We start from the raw sequence: 18,304 nt of genomic DNA, 5'->3' as shown, positions 1-18,304 counted from the left end.
ATGAAAACATACATTAAATACATCGACAGTAACAACACTGTCCCAGCTCTTTAAAAATACGGTTCGAATGCGTAAGCAAAACGGTCTCCCGGCCCAGGCTGGGAGATACGATGCACAGATACGCCAAATGGCTTTGGAAACAGAGTCAATTTGAAATCCCTTGATTGGTCGGACGGTGGACTAAGGACATAGCCGACAAAGCCTAATGAAACCGCAATCGAGGGATTTCAAATATTCAGGAGGATTCATGATATTCACAATGAAACGAGTGATATTCAATGGTTCACGTTCATCAATAAAATACAGTGAAATGTTTCAAATGTTCGCTCCCCTACTCACCAGAATAGAAACGAAAAATTTTCTGGTAACGCCTTTTTTTATATGTCAATTTCGTGAATTAACTGTGGGAGCGCCTTTCCTGTTCGCTCAGCGTCCGGAAAAACCCCCATGTAATATGATGTTTGGATGCGGAGCAATAGACGGGGGAGTTGGAGCTTCGAAAGTATACAAAGATCCTGACTGGGCAGATAAATTAGAAATAGAGCTGGTTGGTGTGGATGTGATTACAACTGGGCCAACAGATGACCCAATACAACTATTTCCATATGAATCAAATAAAAAGGCTAACGCTTTCTTTTTCCATCTTGCCGAAGAGATGAATGAAAGACTAATGCCGCCGGGGAAAGAATTCGAAGCCTGGCTTAAGGATCAACTTTCTCTCAGTCCGGATGAAACTGATCTGAAGCTCCAAGTTCTCGAAGACTCTCGTGACTTATCTCCACCTCAGTTAATTCATAATGCTGTAGAAACTCTGAATACATGTTCTTAACTAATGCTGATACCCAATATGTTTGTATTCCGTGTTCATCAGTTTTATCCCTGAAAACCATAAAGTCACCAGAGAAACTCATGATAGTTTCTTCCTTGGTTTGAAACTTATTCCATGGTGGGAAATTGGTTAAATCCGGATCAAAAACAAACCTATACATTTTCATTATTTAGCGCCTTTGTTTTTATATAGTTGGGGAACTTGATATTAACTCAGGCGCTTATTCAAATATATAGCAAGAATAAGATTCTTTGTCTGTGGAAAGCCAGAGATCACGTTGCTGGGCGTGAGTAAATAAACCAGCAAACATGTTAATCCTGTATTTGGATTTGAAAAGTCAGCCCAGCGGGCGGTGGCGTGAAACACCCGCAGTGTGAGCAATGCACCTACATTGTGATCGCATGGACCGGCTGGAAAGACAGCCTCCCCCTCAAAGCGTTATTATGCAGTATTGATAGCGCTTTCAGGGTGAATTGGTTTGAGTTTTCCCATCGACCCTTTTAAGCCGGGGTCACCTAATCAACTGACGTTGTTAATGCCCCTTACGTTAATTTTGTTTGGGGCTTTTTTATCAACTTGCAATAGATAAGTCAGATAATTCACCACACTCAACCAGCTTATGAGTCAGCCATTGCTCACCCTTCCCTGTAATAAGCGGAGTATGAGAAATCCTTTGTTCTCCTCTGGCTTCATAAGTTCCCTGACGAACTTGAAAATAACCAAGATCAATATATTTCTGGAAAGGTAAATTATGGCGACAACCGCCAGACATCAGAATATTCAAATTCCGTAGTACTTGGAAAATTCTTCTTGGCCCAAGACCAACTGCTTTTGCAAAATTGCCAATCTGAATCCCTTTATTTACACCGGCAACACGGTCAGCGAAATCTACTTTGGGAGCAGCTATAGCCAGTTGTTTTTCAGCTTCTTCATTCTTTTTTGCAAGATCTGCAGCTAATTGAAGCGCTTCGGGTAAGGATTGAGGAATTTGAAATGAATTATTCTCTTCAAGTTCTTGCCAGCGATCGACAAGAGCGGCAGTAAATTCCGGTGATAGTTGAGCTACTACAACATAACTATCGCGCTTGTTCACATTATATACAGTGGCAGGTCTACCACCTTGTGTGGTGGGGTTTTCCTTAGTTTCAGTAAAACTAATCAGCCCCTTTAAAGCCAAAGTCTTGATGCTAATTTTCACATTGTCATGCCTTGATTGCACAAGATCAGCAATTTCACGGCTAGACATTGTCAAATTTTGGTCGAATGTGGTCATTGAGGTATTCATGGTTGCTACCTTTTGATCATTGGTTAGTTGTCATTTGGTCCGTTACCCTCGACCTGGTATAGGATTGGTCTCCACCAAGTCGAATCGAAATCATATGATCAACTAATTTCAAACTCAACCACTCCAATATGACCACATTCCTCCAAATACCAAAAAACCCGCCGAAGCGGGTTCATCGGGCGACTCAGCCGACCAAAGCATAGAGTCGCAAGGTAACAACCAATGACCAACTTAATTGACCAATGGCGAGTTTAACCCCGACCAAAGGGCTAAACACGCAAGGAGTTTACAATGAACAATATTCTGAATCTAGTCCCGGACTGTGATGAGAATGCGTTCAACGTATTTCTCGACCACGGAATCGACAGAATCAAAACAAACCGTGAGTTTTGCGGTTTATCCCTCTCTGATTATGTTCAATTTATTCTGGATGGCGACACATCCAGCGCTTTAGTCGATGGGTTAATCCGGACAGTTCTGACAATGGAATTCGATCCAACCCCAACTCAATTACTCAGTCTGGAGCAATTCAAAGAAACATTTACAGAGTTGTTTGAACCATTCCTTGAAGAAAACAAACAGACCATTCTCAGGGGCTGGAATGAACGTGCTGAAGATGCTCGAAATGAAGCAGCAATCACAGCATATGAAGACCTGAAACTATCCAATTTTTATTAAGGTAACGACCAATGAATTCACTTACAAATCCAATGCCGCTGGCGCAGACAGAAGCGTCAGTTTCTGTGCGTCCGGACTCTTGGATGAACGGAGATACACTTACACATTTATGCCGACTTGCCGAAATGATGGCGGGTTCTCGCGTAACAATTCCGGCTCATTTAGCCGGTAATAACGGAGACTGTCTTGCTGTATGTATGCAAGCTATGCAATGGGGCATGAATCCTTTCTCTGTAGCACAGAAAACCCATATCGTTCAGGGAAATCTTGGATATGAAGGGCAACTTGTCAATGCCGTAGTTACGTCGATGGCCCCAACAAAAGGACGGCTTGAATTTGAATTTTTCGGTCCCTGGGAACAGGTAATCGGTAAATTCAGGATGGAGACAAGTGGTAAAGGCAACAAGTACGCAAAACAGAGCTGGATTGACAAAGATGAAGAAGGTGTAGGCGTACGTGTCTTTGCCACCCTACACGGCGAAAGCTCCCCCCGATCGATTGATATCCTCCTGAAACAATGCTGGCCCCGAAATTCCACACAGTGGGCAACCGATCCCCAGCAGCAAATAACATATGTGGCAGTTAAAAAGTGGGCCCGCCGTTATTGCCCTGATGTCATTCTTGGTGTTTATACGCCGGATGAGCTTGAACACGGAGAGTCTCTACAGGAGAAAGACATCACTCCTCCTGCAGAATCACAAGAGCAATTACTTCCTCCATATGACGATGACCGTCTTAACTCAAAATTAGAAAGTTGGGCCGATCAGGTAGCAGCCGGAAAATCGACTTCACAGCACATCATTGATTTTCTGTGTAGCAAATACACGCTCACAGAACAGCAAATATCAAAAATCAGGGAGTTAGATAATGAAAACGCTTGATCTTACTCAGGGTACTCAGGAATGGCTGGATGCCCGGCTTTTACTCAGAACCGCTTCAGAAGCGCCCGCGATGATGGGAGACTCAAAATACTTTACCCGGAACCAGCTTCTTGATCATAAAAGGGGCTGGACCAACATTATCAACGAGTTCCGGCTGAAACTGTATCAGGAAGGTCATGAAGCTGAAGCCCGGGCCAGACCAATAGCAGAGCGCATCTTAGATGAAGACCTTTCCCCGCTTTGCGGCCAGCTCGAAGACACAAATTACATGTCGTCATATGACGGCATCACCATGTTTGGTGATATTGCCTGGGAGCATAAACTCTGGAACAAAGTTCTTGCTGAGAATGTGAAAAATGGTGTGCTTGAGCCTCATTACTACTGGCAGCTTGAACATCAACTGCTTGTCTCCGGCGCAGATAAGGTCATGTTCATGGTTTCCGACGGTACTGAAGAAAACATGGAATACATGTTTTATGAGTCAGTTCCGGAAAGACGGGAGTCACTGATCGCCGGATGGAAACAGTTTGATATTGATTTTGAAACTCACGAAATCGAAGCTAAAACCGAAAAAGTTCTTCCTGCTACGGTAAGTCTTCCGGATATAAACTACGACGTATACCCGGAGATGGACTGCCTGGTTGTTAAAAGCAATATCAAAGAATACAAAACTGCGGCTCTTGCTCTTGTTGAAATAGCAAAGAAAAAACCCGAATCCGATCAGGAATATGCCAACGCTGCAGAGTTGGTGAAAGCGCTGAAACAAAGTGAAGATCGACTCAGTGAAGCGCGGGTAAAAATTAAAAGCCGATCTTCAAATATTGATCAAATTACCGATGATATTGATTTCATCATAAGTCAGTTCAAAGAAGCACGATTAGCGGCTGACCGGTTCGTGAAAAACCGAAAAGAAGAAATCAAACAGTCTTTAATTCTGCCGGCAGAAGAGGAAATTAAACAACTCATCTCAGAAGCTGGCAAAAAATACGGTTCAGAAGTTACTGTTCACTATGACTTCAAAAAAGCGACAAAGAATAAACGAAATATCGACAACCTAAAAGCGGCCATTGCTCAGGAACTGGCGAATGCAAAAATTGCTCTGAATGAAAAAATTGAAGAGCTGAAAACAATTGAGCACTCACCTGCAGAATCCCGGCTCAATGAAGCCCGTCAAATAGTCGAAGAAATTCAGTCCGGCCCGTCAACTGTCACTCAGATGAAACCCCGGCCAGAAGAAACAGTCACGATCCCCAAAGCAGAATATGACCATCTGATTGAGCGTGATGCCCTTTTAACCGCTCTTGAAGCTGCTGGCGTTGATAACTGGGATGGCTGGAATAACGCCATCGAAATGCTTCAGGCTTCTTAACTTTCATCAAGGGGCGCAGCCCCCTTCCCTTTAATAAAACTCAGGTAACGACCAATGACCGAACAAACACAAGAATTTAACCCATCGATCAACCCACAAACCGCATCCGTTCAAGACATGTTTGGACAGATTCTTCAACAGCGCATTCAGGAAGGTATTGTTGAAAAAACCATCATAGAGAAAGTTGACCAAATGATCGAAAAATGTGTATCAGACGCATTTTCCAGCTACAGTGAAATCGCCAAGTCAATTAAAGAAACAATCACTAAGTCCATCAAACCGGACATGAAAGAACTGGATGATTTTCCTGTATATCACCAGTTTGTAATGCAAAACATCAGAGCAGCCGTAACCCGGTTTCAAGACGAACGCCTTCAGGAAGTTTTAGATAAAGAAATGCAGGATATTTTTGAACAATTACCCGAAGACCTCACCCTTTCATGGCTACTCGATGAAGTCAGACGCAAGAATGATGATGAAGAGCACGACGATTCTGAAATGACATTGCATATTAATGGTGACGGGAGTTTTACACATATCTACATCAGTATTGAGCCAGACAAAAACAATTGGGAATGCGAATATCAGATAGATTTACACAACGGTGAAATTTATAGCGTAAAAATTGATGACAAAGACATGTCAAAAGCGATTTGCGTTGGTCCTTTATACCGGTTTGAAAAAATCCTGTTCAACGCGTATGCCATGAAAGCAAAGTTAACGCTTGATAAAGGTATAAGCGCTTCTGACTACGATACGTACATTGAATCTACATATGATTATTAGGAGGATTCAATGAGTGTTGCATTCCGAAACGGATATGAAGCTTTTATTCACAAGAACATTTCACAAATCCTCATCAGTGAAGGCCATGATACCGCCTCAGTAAACCAAGCTTCTGATTTTGCAATTGATATATACAGAAATACCGCTTCGTTTGGTAAAGCCCGAGGGGGGGGATTGCTTTGATTATTGTCTTTCAAGAGCCCGAAAACTGCTCTCCCCATCCAAAAAGAAAAAACGCATACCAAGGAAGAAGAAGTGACCAAACAACGAATCGAGCGGGATTTTTACCCGACACCAGTCTGGTGCGTAAAAGCTCTGCTTCAGCAAATAGAATTCCGCCCCAATGATGTTATATCGGAGCCTTGCAGAGGTGATGGACGAATATTAAACGAACTTCGGGAGTCTCATAAAACTAAATGGGCTGAAATTTCCGAAGATATTGATTATTTGAAGCCAAACCAAAACATGGCCGCAGATGTCATTATCACTAACCCACCCTTCAGCCTTGCCCTTGAATTCATTTCGACGGCACTCACGAGAGACTTATCATATGACGGCACAATGTGTTTTCTGCTTCGACTATCAATGCTCGGCAGTAAAAGCCGGGCTGATTTCTGGCGTAAGTTTCCGTGGACAAATCTGTTAATTCTGACTCCCCGCCCCTCATTTGTTCATGGCAGTTCAGACAACTCTGAATACGCCTGGATATGTTGGGATCGGGGAAACAGAATTAAACGGCCCGAATTTTGGACTCTGAAGAGATCGGAGGTTGAACAATGAAACTATTTGGAGAAATCCGCATGAGCATCACTGTATTAAATATTGATATTCAGCAAATCGAAAAAAATAACGCTGATGAGCTGATTCTTGCTGAAAACAACTCTACCCCGATTGAAATAAATTTTGCCGTAGAAAATCTGGTTAACGAAATATCCAAAGCAAAGCTGAGCAAATCAAAGGGATTTGGATCCTTCAACGATGACAGTACATTTCAGTCAGGTGTTGACCATTATTTAAACCAAAAAATTGCATTCTCTCAGTTCGCTGAGGTCGAAGCTGAGCACCTGCTCGATGAGATGTGTAAATACCCTTTTGCCGAAGCGGGAACATTGGTTTTTACTCATTATCAGACTCTGTCAACGGAATACATCATGGTTGCCCTCATACCTGCCGCAATAGGTATCAAGCTCAACTCAGAGCACTCATTAAATCCGATTGATTATCTGGACATAGCCAGCATTACACTGGCGGCTGAAGTTAATTTGTCAGACTACAGAATTAACCAGAAAAGTCGGTGTGTCTCATTCATGAAAACAAGATCGGGAAGTCGGGTAAAAGACTTCTTTCTTGATTTCCTTGAGGTTGAATTTTTCGATTCTAAACAGAAGAACAGAGAGTTGATTCATGCCATCGACAACTTCATCCGTGATGACGGGATGGATAAAGATACGGCTAATTCATCATACAAAATTGTCAAAGATATGTGTTCCGAAGCGTTTAGTGAAGGTGATGAGGTGTCTGTTTTGGAGATATCAGATAGCCTGCCGGATACAGGCGGGAGGACTTTCTCTGAATTTACTCAGGAACAAAACTTCGATTTGGATGACACAATACCAGTTGAAAAAAGTGTTATCTGCAACCTAACAAAATTCAAAGGCTCTGGTGGCGGAGTCAACGTCACATTCGATCGGCAACTTCTTGATGAGCGCGTCTTCTACGACGCAGAAACTGACACACTAACAATCAAAGGCACCCCGCCAAATCTACGGGATCAACTTTCCCGGGCATAACTCTCTATTCGGAGAACTTAAATGAACCATCCCCCTATTCTGCCCGAATATCCGGAGCAGAACGATTTATCACAAACAGAGTTTGACCACCAACGAGAACGCATAGCAAAACTGCGGGACGGTATTGCAGAAATTGCCCGAATGCAGATTAACGATCCGGAAGGTAATCCGGAAGTGATTGACCAGTGCGGTAAGCTGCTGGCAGAGATTTGAGGAAAGGAAATGATACATCCAAACGAACTTATTATTGATAATTTCGCCGGAGGTGGCGGAGCATCCACCGGCATTGAACAGGCATTAGGACGACCTGTGGACATAGCGATTAATCACGATCCACTGGCTATAGATATGCACAAACTGAATCATCCGGAGACAACACATTACTGTGAGTCTGTCTGGGATGTTGACCCTGTGGCTGTCTGTAAAGGTCGCCCGGTTGGCTTTGCGTGGTTTTCCCCGGACTGTAAGCACTTTTCAAAAGCAAAGGGAAACAAACCGGTTGATAAGAACATCAGAGGGTTAGCATGGGTTGCTCTGAGGTGGGCTGCATTAGTTCCTGTACGGGTCATCATGATGGAAAATGTTGAAGAATTTACTTCTTGGGGGCCACTCATTGAAGTTTCACCCGGAGTATTTAAACCCGATCCAGACAGAAAAGGCGAAACCTTTGAGGCATTTGTTAAGACTCTCACGACCGGACTTGAAAAAGATAATCCGGCCTGGCCTGAAATAAAAGAATCTTTAGGTGATGATTTCCCTTATGAAAAGTTAGTGCAAGGTCTGGGGTACCAATTAGACTACCGTGTTCTAAAAGCCTGCGACTACGGCGCACCTACAACCAGAGAACGGTGCTTTTTAGTCGCCCGGAATGACGGGGAAGAAATTCGCTGGCCGGAGAAAACGCACGGCCCAAAAGGAAGCAGATACATACCTTACAGGACTGCAGCAGATATCATTGACTGGTCGATTCCTACCCGTTCAATCTTTGATCGCAAGAAACCATTAGCAGAGAAAACATTAATCCGGATAGCAAAAGGCTTAGAAAAATATGTCTTCTGTGACGATCCATTTATTGCACCTAATGGATGCGTCGCGATGATAGAACGCCAGTTTGGCCGGAGCTCCGGAGCTGATATTGATCTCCCTCTGGCAACCGTCACCGCCGGAGGTGGAGGAAAATCCGCACTGGTTACCAGCCATATGATTAAGTTTCGTGGTTCAAATATCGGCAACCCAACTGATGAGCCAGTCCGTACAATTTCTTCCGGCGGATTACATATCGGAGAAGTCAGGGCATTTCTCATCAAGTATTACGGTACCAGTTCCGCAACACCGTTAACTGACTCTCTCGGTGCTGTGACGACAAAAGACCGGTTTGGGCTGGTCACAGTCAAAGGACAGCAATATCAGATCGTTGATATTGGCATGAGAATGTTAGAACCACATGAATTATTTGCGGCTCAGGGCTTCCCTTCCGACTACAGCTTTTCACATGACAGTTCAGGAAAGAAGCTCACAAAAGAGAATCAAGTTGCAAGGTGTGGAAATGCTGTTTGCCCACCGTTAGCCAAGGCACTGGTTGAAGCCAATGTTCGACCAGAACTTCAAGAAATTGCTGCTTAATACGGGGGCTCAAAACATGACCACAACAATACAAATCTCAGAAGACATAAGAGTCGGCCGGCAAATTGAAATTGACGGCTCACTTTGTAACGTCGAAGCAATTTCATTCACACCGGCCATTGAAGAAAAATCCAAACTTGAGCAACTCATCGAAGTTATGTCTGAAGAATTGATCGAGCAGGAAACTATTGGTAAACGAGATGACGGTTCATTTTACTGGCGCGCCAGTGGTGAGCCTCTGGAATAAAGAAAACGACGGGCTTTGATTCATAAAAGCCCCTCCACGATAAATTAACAAAAGCTATACTCACTCAAAAATGGAAATGAGAATTGCTATGACCTGTAGCTGTGGCAAACCTGCATCAATCCTCTCCCCAGTCCCACTTTGTGAGCAGTGCGCATTAGAAACAGCATTATCACTGTTATCTCAATGCCAGCTTAGTGATCAATCTGTTCGTGCATTAATCCAATCCGAATTAAACATACCAGTAAAAACACAAGAGCACTTCAGTGCCTCAGATATTGCTGATGAAACTGGTGTGAGTGCACAGAAGATCGGACGTATTTCAAATAAATATCAATTGAAATGTCCGGACTTTGGGGAGTGGCGACTAACCAAGGCAACAAACAGCAACAAACAAATCGAAAGCTTCTTCTACAACGCTCAGGGCAGGAAACAGATCATGAAACTCTTAAAAGATGGAGGATACACATAGGATCTGCAGAATGGGAATTAGCTGAATAATATACAAGGGAAAGCTATGAGAGCAATTAAACCAAAACAGTATATTGATGAATTCTATCCAGGAAGTGGACTAACCACAGCAACAATAAGAAATTGGTTACGAAAAGGTAAAATTCCTGGTGTTAGAACACCTACCGGAAATTGGTTAGTAGTCATAGAAAACAATCAACCATCAAGCAAAGTCGAGGAACTACTTTCTTTTTTAGAGGATTAAATAATGGCAGGTCGTAGGCGCAGTACATCTACATCACACTACCCTGCATTTCTTATCAAAGAAAAAGTAAGGGGAAAAATTCGTTTTAGATTTACGCTAACAAACGGTGAACGAAGACTATTTCCAATAGGAACAACTGAAAGTGATGCCATACAAACAGCACTGGCTTATAACTTGAAACATCGTAAGTCCGCCTTCTCTTTGGAGTGCGGATATGACACAACGAAAACTGCCAGACGTCGAGATAAGTTTGATAAACCCTTTAAAGTATGGGCTGATGTTGTATGGGAGAGAATCTTGAATGAAGAAGCTTTAGCTGATCATACATTAGTTTTACTGCGCTCTACTCTGGATCGCATGATTGAAGAATTTGGGCATATTTATAGTAAAGATCTAACGCTTGAACATATTAACTCACTTTTTGAACGCTACTATAAAAGTGTTGCTGTTACCACCTATAACAACAGACTTAGCCAGATAAGAAAAATATTCTCTTATTTGGCAGATGAATCAGCAATAGAAAGAAACTTTTCTGTAAACAAAAGACATAAAAAAGATATCAAAGGAAAAACACGTGCTGATCTCAGCCTCGACCAATTCAAGAAAATTTATGCTTTGGCTCCACTTCGATTAAAAGTAGCGATGATGTTAACATTGCAAACAACTCATTCTACCTCAGAAGTCACTACAATCAGGTATAGAATCAAATCACCTCAGTCAGGGGTTAATGGAATAGTTTGGTTCAACAAGCCTCAAATTATTGACGGTGAAACAGTATACGGCACTTTATATATTCACCGTAAGAAGGTTCAAAAAACAAAAGCTTCCCATGTAGCATTCCCTGTTACTGATAATATCAATGACATCATAAAACTATCCAGGCAAGATCGTATAAATTGCCCATATGTTGTCCATGCTGAGAGACCAGATCCCCGAAAAAAAGCAGAAAAAGGGATAAACCATCCACTCCAATTAAAGCCAAACTCTATAAGTCATTTATTTGCATATATCCGAGATAAGCTTCCAGAATTTAATAATATTCCTATCAAAGAAAGACCAACTTATCATGAAATACGGAGACTCAGTGCCCGTCTATATGATGAAATGGGAATGTCACCAACTGTTCGGATGGCCCACAATAGCAGCAAGACCACTATGATCTATACCGATGATAAAAGCCAGGTAAAATGGAACGAAGTGCCAGCAAAATACATACAAATTTAGCGTGGAGATATACAGTTCTTCCAAAGACTAACCATCTGTTTTTAAAGATTTTTAATTTTTATGATTTTCTCTCTTTTTTGCTGTGTATCTATACATAAAAATACTTAATTTATCATAAAAAACATAATGTTATATTGATAGATGCTTTCTTTATGATGTACATGGAAGAAGATGTTGCCAAATGAGCAGAGATCGGCATGGATGAAGACGGCCAGAAGCACGTCGATTGCAACGGTGCAGAACTGAAGAAAGGTGACGATGTCACAATCATCAAAGACCTGCCGGTGAAAGGTTCCAGCATGGTCGTTAAACAAGGCACAGTCGTTAGAAACATTGGCCTCGCGCAGGATGACCCGGATCTGTTCTCCGGTAAAGTTGAAGGACAATCTATCTGGTTGCGCTGTGAGTTTTCGCGGAAAAAGTAAGCTTTACCGCATCAATTCAGACTGAAAAAAGGCGCGGGTTTTGCGCCTTTTTTAATGAAAAGAGGAAAGTGATTCAGATCACACGAAAGGGAAGATAAAACCGGATTTTGCTGTTCGTTTTGCCCCAAAAATGCCCCAAACAAATCCGGCTACATGTACGAACTCAGCCCCCACAAGAGCCGGTTCTTTAACTTTTATTCAATGTCCTTTTTAGTCTCTGATTTAAGCAATCGTTCGACCTTATTTCTCAAGCCTGCCAGATGTTTATTTAGTGCACAAACACCAGGCTCATCGCAGAGCATTACCGAGGTTAATGCCAATGCTGCAAGTTCTATATCATCAATAATATCTTCTAACGCCGTCATTCTGCTTTTCATATTTAACCTGCCGGGGTCTTTATGAGGTATTTCAATGATACTGCAACACCATTGGTGAATTTTCAGCCAGAAATCAGATTCAGGTTAAAATTCAGCTGCAGTATCAGTATCCCTCAAACCATCAAGACAACCCCAGATAATTGCCAACCGTCTGCTGCATGATTTCAACCAGCTCGCTGTCCATGTACTGATATTCATCCGGGATATCTAAAACCTGAATAGCTTTATATTGGAGCAGGCGGGTAAACGAAGCTTCCAGGCGGTTTTTATGTTTTTCTTCCATCACAAAAATCACATCTGCCCACTGAATATCTTTGGCATTGACTGTTCTTTTTGCGCCCGGACTGGTACCGGCAGACCTGACATTCAGCGCCGGGTGATTTTTCCACACCTGTTCACCAGTCGGGCTGCGCCATTGATTACGGCTGCATATAAAAAGAATGTTTGTCACGTTTGATCACCACTCAATGTTTGTATTTTCTCTGCTGTTCATCTTCAACAATTAACTGGCCGATCCGCCAGTACCTCTGGACCATAGTCTTGCTGCTCATCGGAACAACAGACCCTGGCCGTCCTCCGTCATATCAAAGGTCAATATACCTGCTTCACGATATCTGTCATCATAGATAACGCGTTTCTCTTACTCAAAATGGCTTGCGGAATATCCGGTCAGAGTGCGTGTTTAACATCTTAAGCAACTAATTGAACCATGAAACAACAGGCTGACTGATATTCAGCCTGTTTTGTGATTAATCTCAATTATCAGTTGCAGCCAGCGACCGAAAGCCTCAGAATATTGCACCTTTCGCCGCCGTGAAATGACGGCGAATTTTCCTTTCCATCAACAATTGAGAATCAAATATGGGTTTTACCTCGCTGGGTCTGTCTGCACCAATTCTTCGTGCAATACAGGAAATCGGATACAACACACCTTCTCCTGTTCAGGCGCAAGCCATTCCGGCCGTACTCAAAGGCAAAGATGTGATGGCTGCTGCACAGACAGGTACGGGTAAAACCGCAGGGTTTACACTGCCAATACTGGAGCGTCTCTCTCACGGTCCGCGGGCTCGCGGCAACCACGTCCGGGCACTGATTCTGACCCCAACCAGAGAGCTGGCTGCCCAGATTCAGGACAACATTCTGATGTACAGCAAACACCTGCCGCTCAGCAGTGCGGTTGTGTTTGGTGGCGTGAAAATCAATCCGCAAATGCAGCGCCTGACAAAAGGTGCCGATATTCTGGTGGCGACACCGGGCCGTCTGATGGATTTATACAGTCAGAACGCAGTGAAATTTTCCCAGCTGGAAGTGCTGGTACTGGATGAAGCGGACCGGATGCTGGATATGGGCTTCCTGCGTGATGTGCGTAAGATTCTGAAGCTCCTGCCGGCAAAACGCCAGAACCTGCTGTTTTCTGCAACTTTCTCTCAGGAAATCCGCGATCTGGCGAAAGGGCTGGTCAACAGCCCGGTTGAAATTTCGGTCAACCCGGCTAACTCAACCGCCCGGACCGTCGAGCAATGTATTTATCCGGCTGATGTGAAGAAAAAGCCACCGATGCTGGCGAAGCTCATCAAAGAAGGCAACTGGCAGCAGGTACTGGTGTTTACCCGGACCAAGCATGGTGCTAACCGGTTAGCCGCCTTTCTGACCAATGAAAAGCTGGCAGCAGCAGCGATTCACGGAAACAAAAGCCAGAATGCACGGACAAAAGCACTGGCTGATTTTAAATCCGGTCAGTTGCGTGTTCTGGTTGCCACAGATATTGCAGCCCGCGGTATCGATATCCCGCAACTTCCGCAGGTAGTCAACTTTGAACTGCCGAAAGTCGCACAGGATTATGTGCACCGAATCGGCCGGACGGGCCGGGCCGGAGAAAGCGGTAAAGCGATCTCACTGGTTTCTGCCATTGAAGCGCCGGACCTGTTTGCGATCGAACGCCTGACACAGCAATTACTGCCGCGCATCACACTCAGCGGCTACCAGCCAACCAATCCGTTACCGGAATCAAAGCTGGACACGCGCCCGATTAAGCCGAAAAAGCCTAAAAAGGCGAAGACGACGGAAAGCCGGAAAAGCCAAGTTTCTGAGCCATCGCCTTCATCTCAACCGCCTAAGCGGCGTAAACCGCGCCGTCCGGATGGAAAGCCAGCCGCAGCCGGTTCAGGTCAGAAAAAACGCTTCAGTCAGGGTGAAACGACTGGTGACAACAAGCCAACCCAACCAAAGCGTAAGAAACCAGCCAACAGAAATACTACAAATCAGCAAACGCAGCACTCAGCAGCAGGTCAACCAAAATCTGCCGGGCAGCGCCGGAAAACGCGGCGACCATCAGGCACGGCGAAAGCAGCGCAATAGAAACGCTGATTAACCAAATTTAACAAAAAAAGGTGCCACCACGGCACCTTCAACCTTAACTTCAGCCCCCTGAACGTCTTCACCCCAGGCTTTCCGGCTAAAAATCTTCTCTGCCTTTCAGCTCAGTAAAATCACTCATCACCCACCGCTGATACCCCGGACGCTGTTTCAGCTGTTCATACCAGCGTGTCACATTCTCCGGTAAAGGCACATCCAGCCCTTGCGAAGTCAGCCGGTAAAGTACCGCGCCGGTGCAGATATCCCCCAGAGTGATCGTCTTACCGGCGATGAATGCCTGCTCCGCCAGGGCTTTGTCCAGAATATTTAAACTATTAACACATTGTTCCAGCGATTCATTGACCGCCTGCATATCCCTTTTTTCTGCCGGCATCCGGTAATATCCCCAGAACGTTCCCATAAAGGCCTGCTGAAATGTCAGATGTCCCCAGTCCATCCAGCGTTCAGAAAGAGAACGCTGATAAGCACACGCCGGATACCATGTTTCACCACCGTATTCAGCCGCCAGATATCTCAGTATCGTGTGGGATTCCCACACCACATGATCGCCGTCAATCAGGACAGGCACTTTCTGCATCGGGTTCAGCCTGGCAAACGCTGCTGTGTCTAATCCGCCGAAGCGGCCACCACATTCAATATGTTCATAACAAAGCCCAAGCTCTTCCAGAAGCCATAATACTTTCTGTACATTAAACGATGTTATTCTGCCGTATAACTTCATAATTTTTTATTTTCCTCCGGCTAAATCAATAAATGACCCGGTGACATAGGAAGCTTTTTCAGATAACAACCATGCAATCGCTTCGGCCACTTCCTCCGGCTCACCACCCCGCTGTAACGGAATTTGCGGAGATAAACGTGCCACCCGGTCCGGCTCTCCGCCATCTGTATGCATCTCTGTGTTAATAAATCCCGGCCGGACAGTATTCACCCGGATTTTCTGCGCAGCCACTTCCAGTGACAATCCTTTTGTCAGTGAATCCATCGCACCTTTTGAGGCTGCATAATCGACATATTCAAATGGTGCACCGGTTCTTGACGCGGCTGAGGAAACATTGACGATCGCGCCGGGCTGCTGCGCCCTCCGGATGAACTCCCGGCAGCACAAAAAGCAGCTGGTCACATTGGTGATCATCACCTGATTGAAACGTGCCACACTCATCCTGACCAACGGCGTTTGTTCGAACAGGATACCGGCATTATTGACCAGATGTGTCACCGGCCCCAACACCTGCTCTGCAGCATCAAATAACGCCATCACATCACTTTCATCAGAGACATCCCCCTGACAGGCAAAGGCTGTACCACCCGCCGCCTGAATATCTGCCACCACCGCTTCTGCACTGATTTTATCTGAACGATAATTGACACAAACGGCATAACCTTCAGCAGCGAGCTGCCGGGATGTGGCCGCCCCTATCCCTCTGCCGCCACCGGTCACAAGTACTGTTTTTTTCATGATTCATTCCTGTTGATTCAGGCTACCTGAAAATGATTTTTCAGGTTTATCATTGTTCAAACGGTGAATCAAACAAAAGCTGACAGCCACAGCACGCTAAAACATGCCTCTTCAGGTTGTTTGGGTATAAGCAATTCTTAACATAAATATTTGAATATTATGGATTCGTGTCTTAGGCTCATAAGAGTGTTCGTAAAACAGGATTGCCTGATAATCATGTCACCGACATTCTTGAAAAGTTACAGAAAGTATATCTCTTACTTTCTGTTATTTGGTTTAGTCATTGCGGTGGTTTCCTCTTTTGCCAGTTATTTCTACTTCTATAATTTTTCTGAAAAATTAATTGAACAAAGAATTAAATTTCAGTTTGAACGTGCAGAAAGTGCCTCCCGGTTTTTTATTGAGGATACCAAAAGGAAGATCAGCTCTCTTTCCGAAAGTCAGGTCGCTGAAGAATACGCCACATCACCCATCAATAAAAACCTGCTGAAACTTGAAGATGCAATGCTTAATATCGTTCGTTCAAGTTCAAACATCTACCAGTTCCGGTATCTGGATGCTTACGGTGACGAAATAGTCAAAATCGAAAAAATCAATCGACTTGGTGGTGAAATCAGTATTCAGAACACCAATATCCGAGATCTGCAAAACAAATATAAGCGCTATTACTTTCAGAAAACCAAAGGGCTGCACCACGGCGATTATTATATTTCTCATTTAGATCTCAATAGTGAAAACGGAAAAATTGAGATTCCCTATAAGGCGACACTCCGGGTTTCAACACCGGTATTTAATACCAATAACAATGAGTTCAAAGGCATCGTAATTGCCAATATGGATGCGACCTATATGCTCAGTATCCTGACAAAGTCGAGTGAGCTTGATCTTTACCTGGCTGATAAAGAAGGGTTTATACTCAGTGCATCCGATCCGGACTTAAACTGGTCAAGGTATACCGGTTCCGGATACACAATTCGCAGCGAATTAGGCCAGAAACAGGATCAAATTCGTTCAAATGACCATTCAAGTATTCAGATATTTGATATGTCAGGCATCTTTAATAATGGTGAAGGACTGACACTGATCGCAAAACCTTCAGAAAAGCTGTATAACATATTAACCCGGGACGCGATTGAATCGAGCCTTTTCACCTTACTGATCGTCGTTCTGGTTGCCATTCCGTTAGGTGCTTTTATTTCTTATACCCCATCAAAAAATGCGTTTGAACTGCAACGCATTACCAAAACTAACCAATTGTATGCAAATATCATCGATCAACATGTGCCGATTATTGATACCGATCTGGAAGGCTATATTACCCGGTGTAATGATGCCATTTGCACCCTGAGCGGCTATAAAAGAAGAGAATTGATTGGCAAACATTCTTCCATCTTTCAGACTGATGAAACCCAGCCGAAAGATTTCTCTGATATGTGGCAAGAGCTGAACGACGGCCGGAGCTGGAAGGGAGAATTTCATAACAAAATGAAATCCGGGCAAAGTTTTTGGGTCAGCAGCTATATCATTCCCAAATATAATGATGACGGGACTAAAATTGGTTATATTTCCGTTTCAACCGACATCACGGATAAAAAGAACCTGGAACGATACTCAGAAAAAGATACCCTGACTGGTCTGTACAACCGCTCCAAAATCAACCGGATTCTGGATACGGAACAACAAAGGACACAAAGATACAGCATTCCTTTTTGCCTGCTCATTATCGATATCGATCACTTTAAAGCAATTAATGATAACTACGGTCACCTGGTTGGGGATGAAGTCTTAAGAGAAGTCTCCAACCTGTTCAAATTCAACATCCGGCAGACTGATTATGTAGGCAGATGGGGCGGAGAAGAGTTTATTGTCATCTGCCCGCAAACTGAAATTGAGGAAGGAATTATCGTGGCCGAAAAGCTCTGTCAGCTCGTAGCCAAATTTAATTTTAGCAAAGTGGAACAGCTCACCATCAGTATCGGTGTTTCTGCTTATGAACCCAATGCAAAACTATCACAAGCACTTGATTCAGCAGATCAAAACCTGTACGTAGCCAAAGAAAGTGGCCGAAACAGGGTCGTGAGTGATATTGATAAATATAAAGTGCTTCACTTCCCGAACCATGAACAAACATGACATTGAGTAAAGTGAAGCCTATAAATAATCAACAATTCTGAACAAAATCTTTGAAATACCAACCCTATTTACACTATAAATCGCAGTCAAAGAATCACGCGGTCACATCA

At 43.8% G+C, this 18,304-nt stretch carries 21 protein-coding genes and 1 pseudogene; 17 read left to right on the top strand and 5 right to left on the bottom strand.

Annotated features, from left to right (window positions below; genetic code table 11):
• The first annotated feature begins 247 nt into the window (after positions 1-247).
• The gene (locus tag OC443_RS21645) at positions 248-829 is read left to right on the top strand and encodes a hypothetical protein (protein WP_073579298.1); all 582 of its coding nucleotides are present in this window, start codon (positions 248-250) and stop codon (positions 827-829) included.
• A 571-nt stretch (positions 830-1,400) separates the two neighbouring features.
• Here OC443_RS21645 and OC443_RS21640 read toward each other — a convergent pair.
• Entirely contained in the window at positions 1,401-2,114 is a 714-nt protein-coding gene (locus tag OC443_RS21640) for a phage antirepressor KilAC domain-containing protein (RefSeq protein ID WP_073579297.1), read from the bottom strand.
• A gap of 291 nt (positions 2,115-2,405) precedes the next feature.
• Between OC443_RS21640 and OC443_RS21635 the strand changes: the two genes are divergently transcribed.
• The 14 genes and pseudogenes from OC443_RS21635 to OC443_RS21570 all read left to right on the top strand — a co-directional run.
• Positions 2,406-2,792 carry a hypothetical protein gene (locus tag OC443_RS21635; protein ID WP_073579296.1) on the top strand — a complete coding sequence of 129 codons (387 nt, stop codon included), beginning with the start codon at positions 2,406-2,408 and terminating at the stop codon, positions 2,790-2,792.
• An 11-nt stretch (positions 2,793-2,803) separates the two neighbouring features.
• The gene (locus tag OC443_RS21630) at positions 2,804-3,673 is read left to right on the top strand and encodes a RecT family recombinase (protein ID WP_073579295.1); all 870 of its coding nucleotides are present in this window, start codon (positions 2,804-2,806) and stop codon (positions 3,671-3,673) included.
• Positions 3,660-5,042 carry a YqaJ viral recombinase family protein gene (locus OC443_RS21625; RefSeq protein WP_073579294.1) on the top strand — a complete coding sequence of 461 codons (1,383 nt, stop codon included), beginning with the start codon at positions 3,660-3,662 and terminating at the stop codon, positions 5,040-5,042. The genes OC443_RS21630 and OC443_RS21625 overlap by 14 nt, the downstream gene beginning before the upstream one ends.
• Before the next feature lie 54 nt (positions 5,043-5,096).
• Positions 5,097-5,828 carry a hypothetical protein gene (locus tag OC443_RS21620; RefSeq protein ID WP_073579293.1) on the top strand — a complete coding sequence of 244 codons (732 nt, stop codon included), beginning with the start codon at positions 5,097-5,099 and terminating at the stop codon, positions 5,826-5,828.
• Between the two features lie 9 nt (positions 5,829-5,837).
• Positions 5,838-6,011, top strand: a complete 174-nt coding sequence (locus OC443_RS21615; RefSeq protein WP_234976309.1) for a hypothetical protein — start codon at positions 5,838-5,840, stop codon at positions 6,009-6,011.
• Positions 6,012-6,083: 72 nt separating this feature from the next.
• Positions 6,084-6,608, top strand: a complete 525-nt coding sequence (locus OC443_RS21610; protein ID WP_073579292.1) for a DNA methyltransferase — start codon at positions 6,084-6,086, stop codon at positions 6,606-6,608.
• Positions 6,605-7,618 carry a nucleoid-associated protein gene (locus tag OC443_RS21605; protein ID WP_083601480.1) on the top strand — a complete coding sequence of 338 codons (1,014 nt, stop codon included), beginning with the start codon at positions 6,605-6,607 and terminating at the stop codon, positions 7,616-7,618. Before OC443_RS21610 ends, OC443_RS21605 begins: the two co-directional genes overlap by 4 nt.
• Before the next feature lie 21 nt (positions 7,619-7,639).
• The gene (locus OC443_RS21600; protein WP_073579291.1) at positions 7,640-7,831 is read left to right on the top strand and encodes a hypothetical protein; all 192 of its coding nucleotides are present in this window, start codon (positions 7,640-7,642) and stop codon (positions 7,829-7,831) included.
• A gap of 9 nt (positions 7,832-7,840) precedes the next feature.
• Complete coding sequence (locus tag OC443_RS21595) at positions 7,841-9,241, top strand: DNA cytosine methyltransferase (protein ID WP_073579290.1); 1,401 nt, start codon at positions 7,841-7,843, stop codon at positions 9,239-9,241.
• A 16-nt stretch (positions 9,242-9,257) separates the two neighbouring features.
• Positions 9,258-9,488 carry a hypothetical protein gene (locus tag OC443_RS21590; RefSeq protein WP_073579289.1) on the top strand — a complete coding sequence of 77 codons (231 nt, stop codon included), beginning with the start codon at positions 9,258-9,260 and terminating at the stop codon, positions 9,486-9,488.
• Positions 9,489-9,564: 76 nt separating this feature from the next.
• Positions 9,565-9,957 (top strand): hypothetical protein, encoded by a 393-nt coding sequence (locus OC443_RS21585; protein WP_143169175.1) that lies wholly within the window; start codon positions 9,565-9,567, stop codon positions 9,955-9,957.
• 45 nt (positions 9,958-10,002) lie between these two features.
• Positions 10,003-10,200: a hypothetical protein gene (locus OC443_RS21580; protein WP_073579287.1), complete on the top strand. Its 198-nt coding sequence runs from the start codon at positions 10,003-10,005 to the stop codon at positions 10,198-10,200.
• 3 nt (positions 10,201-10,203) lie between these two features.
• The gene (locus OC443_RS21575; protein ID WP_073579286.1) at positions 10,204-11,424 is read left to right on the top strand and encodes a hypothetical protein; all 1,221 of its coding nucleotides are present in this window, start codon (positions 10,204-10,206) and stop codon (positions 11,422-11,424) included.
• A gap of 140 nt (positions 11,425-11,564) precedes the next feature.
• Positions 11,565-11,849 (top strand): annotated as a pseudogene (locus tag OC443_RS21570) (alkylphosphonate utilization protein); the annotation flags it as partial.
• Positions 11,850-12,043: 194 nt separating this feature from the next.
• Here the strand turns inward: OC443_RS21570 and OC443_RS21565 are convergent.
• Complete coding sequence (locus OC443_RS21565; protein ID WP_073579285.1) at positions 12,044-12,226, bottom strand: hypothetical protein; 183 nt, start codon at positions 12,224-12,226, stop codon at positions 12,044-12,046.
• A 121-nt stretch (positions 12,227-12,347) separates the two neighbouring features.
• Complete coding sequence (locus tag OC443_RS21560) at positions 12,348-12,677, bottom strand: low molecular weight protein tyrosine phosphatase family protein (RefSeq protein ID WP_073579284.1); 330 nt, start codon at positions 12,675-12,677, stop codon at positions 12,348-12,350.
• A 410-nt stretch (positions 12,678-13,087) separates the two neighbouring features.
• On the opposite strand from OC443_RS21560, the gene OC443_RS21555 reads away from it, so the two are divergent.
• A complete protein-coding gene (locus tag OC443_RS21555) occupies positions 13,088-14,584 on the top strand; it encodes a DEAD/DEAH box helicase (RefSeq protein ID WP_073579283.1) in 1,497 nt (498 codons plus the stop codon).
• A 97-nt stretch (positions 14,585-14,681) separates the two neighbouring features.
• Here OC443_RS21555 and OC443_RS21550 read toward each other — a convergent pair whose 3' ends face one another.
• Together OC443_RS21550 and OC443_RS21545 are read right to left on the bottom strand one after the other, a co-directional pair.
• Positions 14,682-15,323, bottom strand: coding sequence for a glutathione S-transferase family protein (locus OC443_RS21550; RefSeq protein ID WP_073579282.1), 642 nt, complete (start codon positions 15,321-15,323; stop codon positions 14,682-14,684).
• Positions 15,324-15,329: 6 nt separating this feature from the next.
• A complete protein-coding gene (locus OC443_RS21545; RefSeq protein ID WP_073579281.1) occupies positions 15,330-16,061 on the bottom strand; it encodes an SDR family oxidoreductase in 732 nt (243 codons plus the stop codon).
• 216 nt (positions 16,062-16,277) lie between these two features.
• Here OC443_RS21545 and OC443_RS21540 point away from each other — a divergent pair, with 216 nt between their 5' ends.
• A complete protein-coding gene (locus tag OC443_RS21540; protein WP_073579280.1) occupies positions 16,278-18,194 on the top strand; it encodes a sensor domain-containing diguanylate cyclase in 1,917 nt (638 codons plus the stop codon).
• The last annotated feature ends 110 nt before the right edge of the window (positions 18,195-18,304 follow it).

Source organism: Vibrio quintilis (assembly GCF_024529975.1).
In the GTDB taxonomy this organism is placed as follows: domain Bacteria; phylum Pseudomonadota; class Gammaproteobacteria; order Enterobacterales; family Vibrionaceae; genus Vibrio; species Vibrio quintilis.
The sequence above is the reverse complement of the archived record's forward strand: the minus strand, read 5'-3'. Positions and strand labels throughout refer to the sequence as shown.

What these genes read in the sequence shown, in the direction of transcription:
- OC443_RS21600 (WP_073579291.1), top strand. Translation starts at nt 7,640, where the DNA reads ATGAACCATCCCCCTATTCTGCCCGAATATCCGGAGCAGAACGATTTA.
- OC443_RS21645 (WP_073579298.1), top strand. Translation starts at nt 248, where the DNA reads ATGATATTCACAATGAAACGAGTGATATTCAATGGTTCACGTTCATCA.
- OC443_RS21540 (WP_073579280.1), top strand. Translation starts at nt 16,278, where the DNA reads ATGTCACCGACATTCTTGAAAAGTTACAGAAAGTATATCTCTTACTTT.
- OC443_RS21595 (WP_073579290.1), top strand. Translation starts at nt 7,841, where the DNA reads ATGATACATCCAAACGAACTTATTATTGATAATTTCGCCGGAGGTGGC.
- OC443_RS21625 (WP_073579294.1), top strand. Translation starts at nt 3,660, where the DNA reads ATGAAAACGCTTGATCTTACTCAGGGTACTCAGGAATGGCTGGATGCC.
- OC443_RS21575 (WP_073579286.1), top strand. Translation starts at nt 10,204, where the DNA reads ATGGCAGGTCGTAGGCGCAGTACATCTACATCACACTACCCTGCATTT.
- OC443_RS21580 (WP_073579287.1), top strand. Translation starts at nt 10,003, where the DNA reads ATGAGAGCAATTAAACCAAAACAGTATATTGATGAATTCTATCCAGGA.
- OC443_RS21565 (WP_073579285.1), bottom strand. Translation starts at nt 12,226, where the DNA reads ATGAAAAGCAGAATGACGGCGTTAGAAGATATTATTGATGATATAGAA.
- OC443_RS21635 (WP_073579296.1), top strand. Translation starts at nt 2,406, where the DNA reads ATGAACAATATTCTGAATCTAGTCCCGGACTGTGATGAGAATGCGTTC.
- OC443_RS21550 (WP_073579282.1), bottom strand. Translation starts at nt 15,323, where the DNA reads ATGAAGTTATACGGCAGAATAACATCGTTTAATGTACAGAAAGTATTA.
- OC443_RS21615 (WP_234976309.1), top strand. Translation starts at nt 5,838, where the DNA reads ATGAGTGTTGCATTCCGAAACGGATATGAAGCTTTTATTCACAAGAAC.
- OC443_RS21630 (WP_073579295.1), top strand. Translation starts at nt 2,804, where the DNA reads ATGAATTCACTTACAAATCCAATGCCGCTGGCGCAGACAGAAGCGTCA.
- OC443_RS21545 (WP_073579281.1), bottom strand. Translation starts at nt 16,061, where the DNA reads ATGAAAAAAACAGTACTTGTGACCGGTGGCGGCAGAGGGATAGGGGCG.
- OC443_RS21640 (WP_073579297.1), bottom strand. Translation starts at nt 2,114, where the DNA reads ATGAATACCTCAATGACCACATTCGACCAAAATTTGACAATGTCTAGC.
- OC443_RS21585 (WP_143169175.1), top strand. Translation starts at nt 9,565, where the DNA reads ATGAGAATTGCTATGACCTGTAGCTGTGGCAAACCTGCATCAATCCTC.
- OC443_RS21605 (WP_083601480.1), top strand. Translation starts at nt 6,605, where the DNA reads ATGAAACTATTTGGAGAAATCCGCATGAGCATCACTGTATTAAATATT.
- OC443_RS21590 (WP_073579289.1), top strand. Translation starts at nt 9,258, where the DNA reads ATGACCACAACAATACAAATCTCAGAAGACATAAGAGTCGGCCGGCAA.
- OC443_RS21620 (WP_073579293.1), top strand. Translation starts at nt 5,097, where the DNA reads ATGACCGAACAAACACAAGAATTTAACCCATCGATCAACCCACAAACC.
- OC443_RS21555 (WP_073579283.1), top strand. Translation starts at nt 13,088, where the DNA reads ATGGGTTTTACCTCGCTGGGTCTGTCTGCACCAATTCTTCGTGCAATA.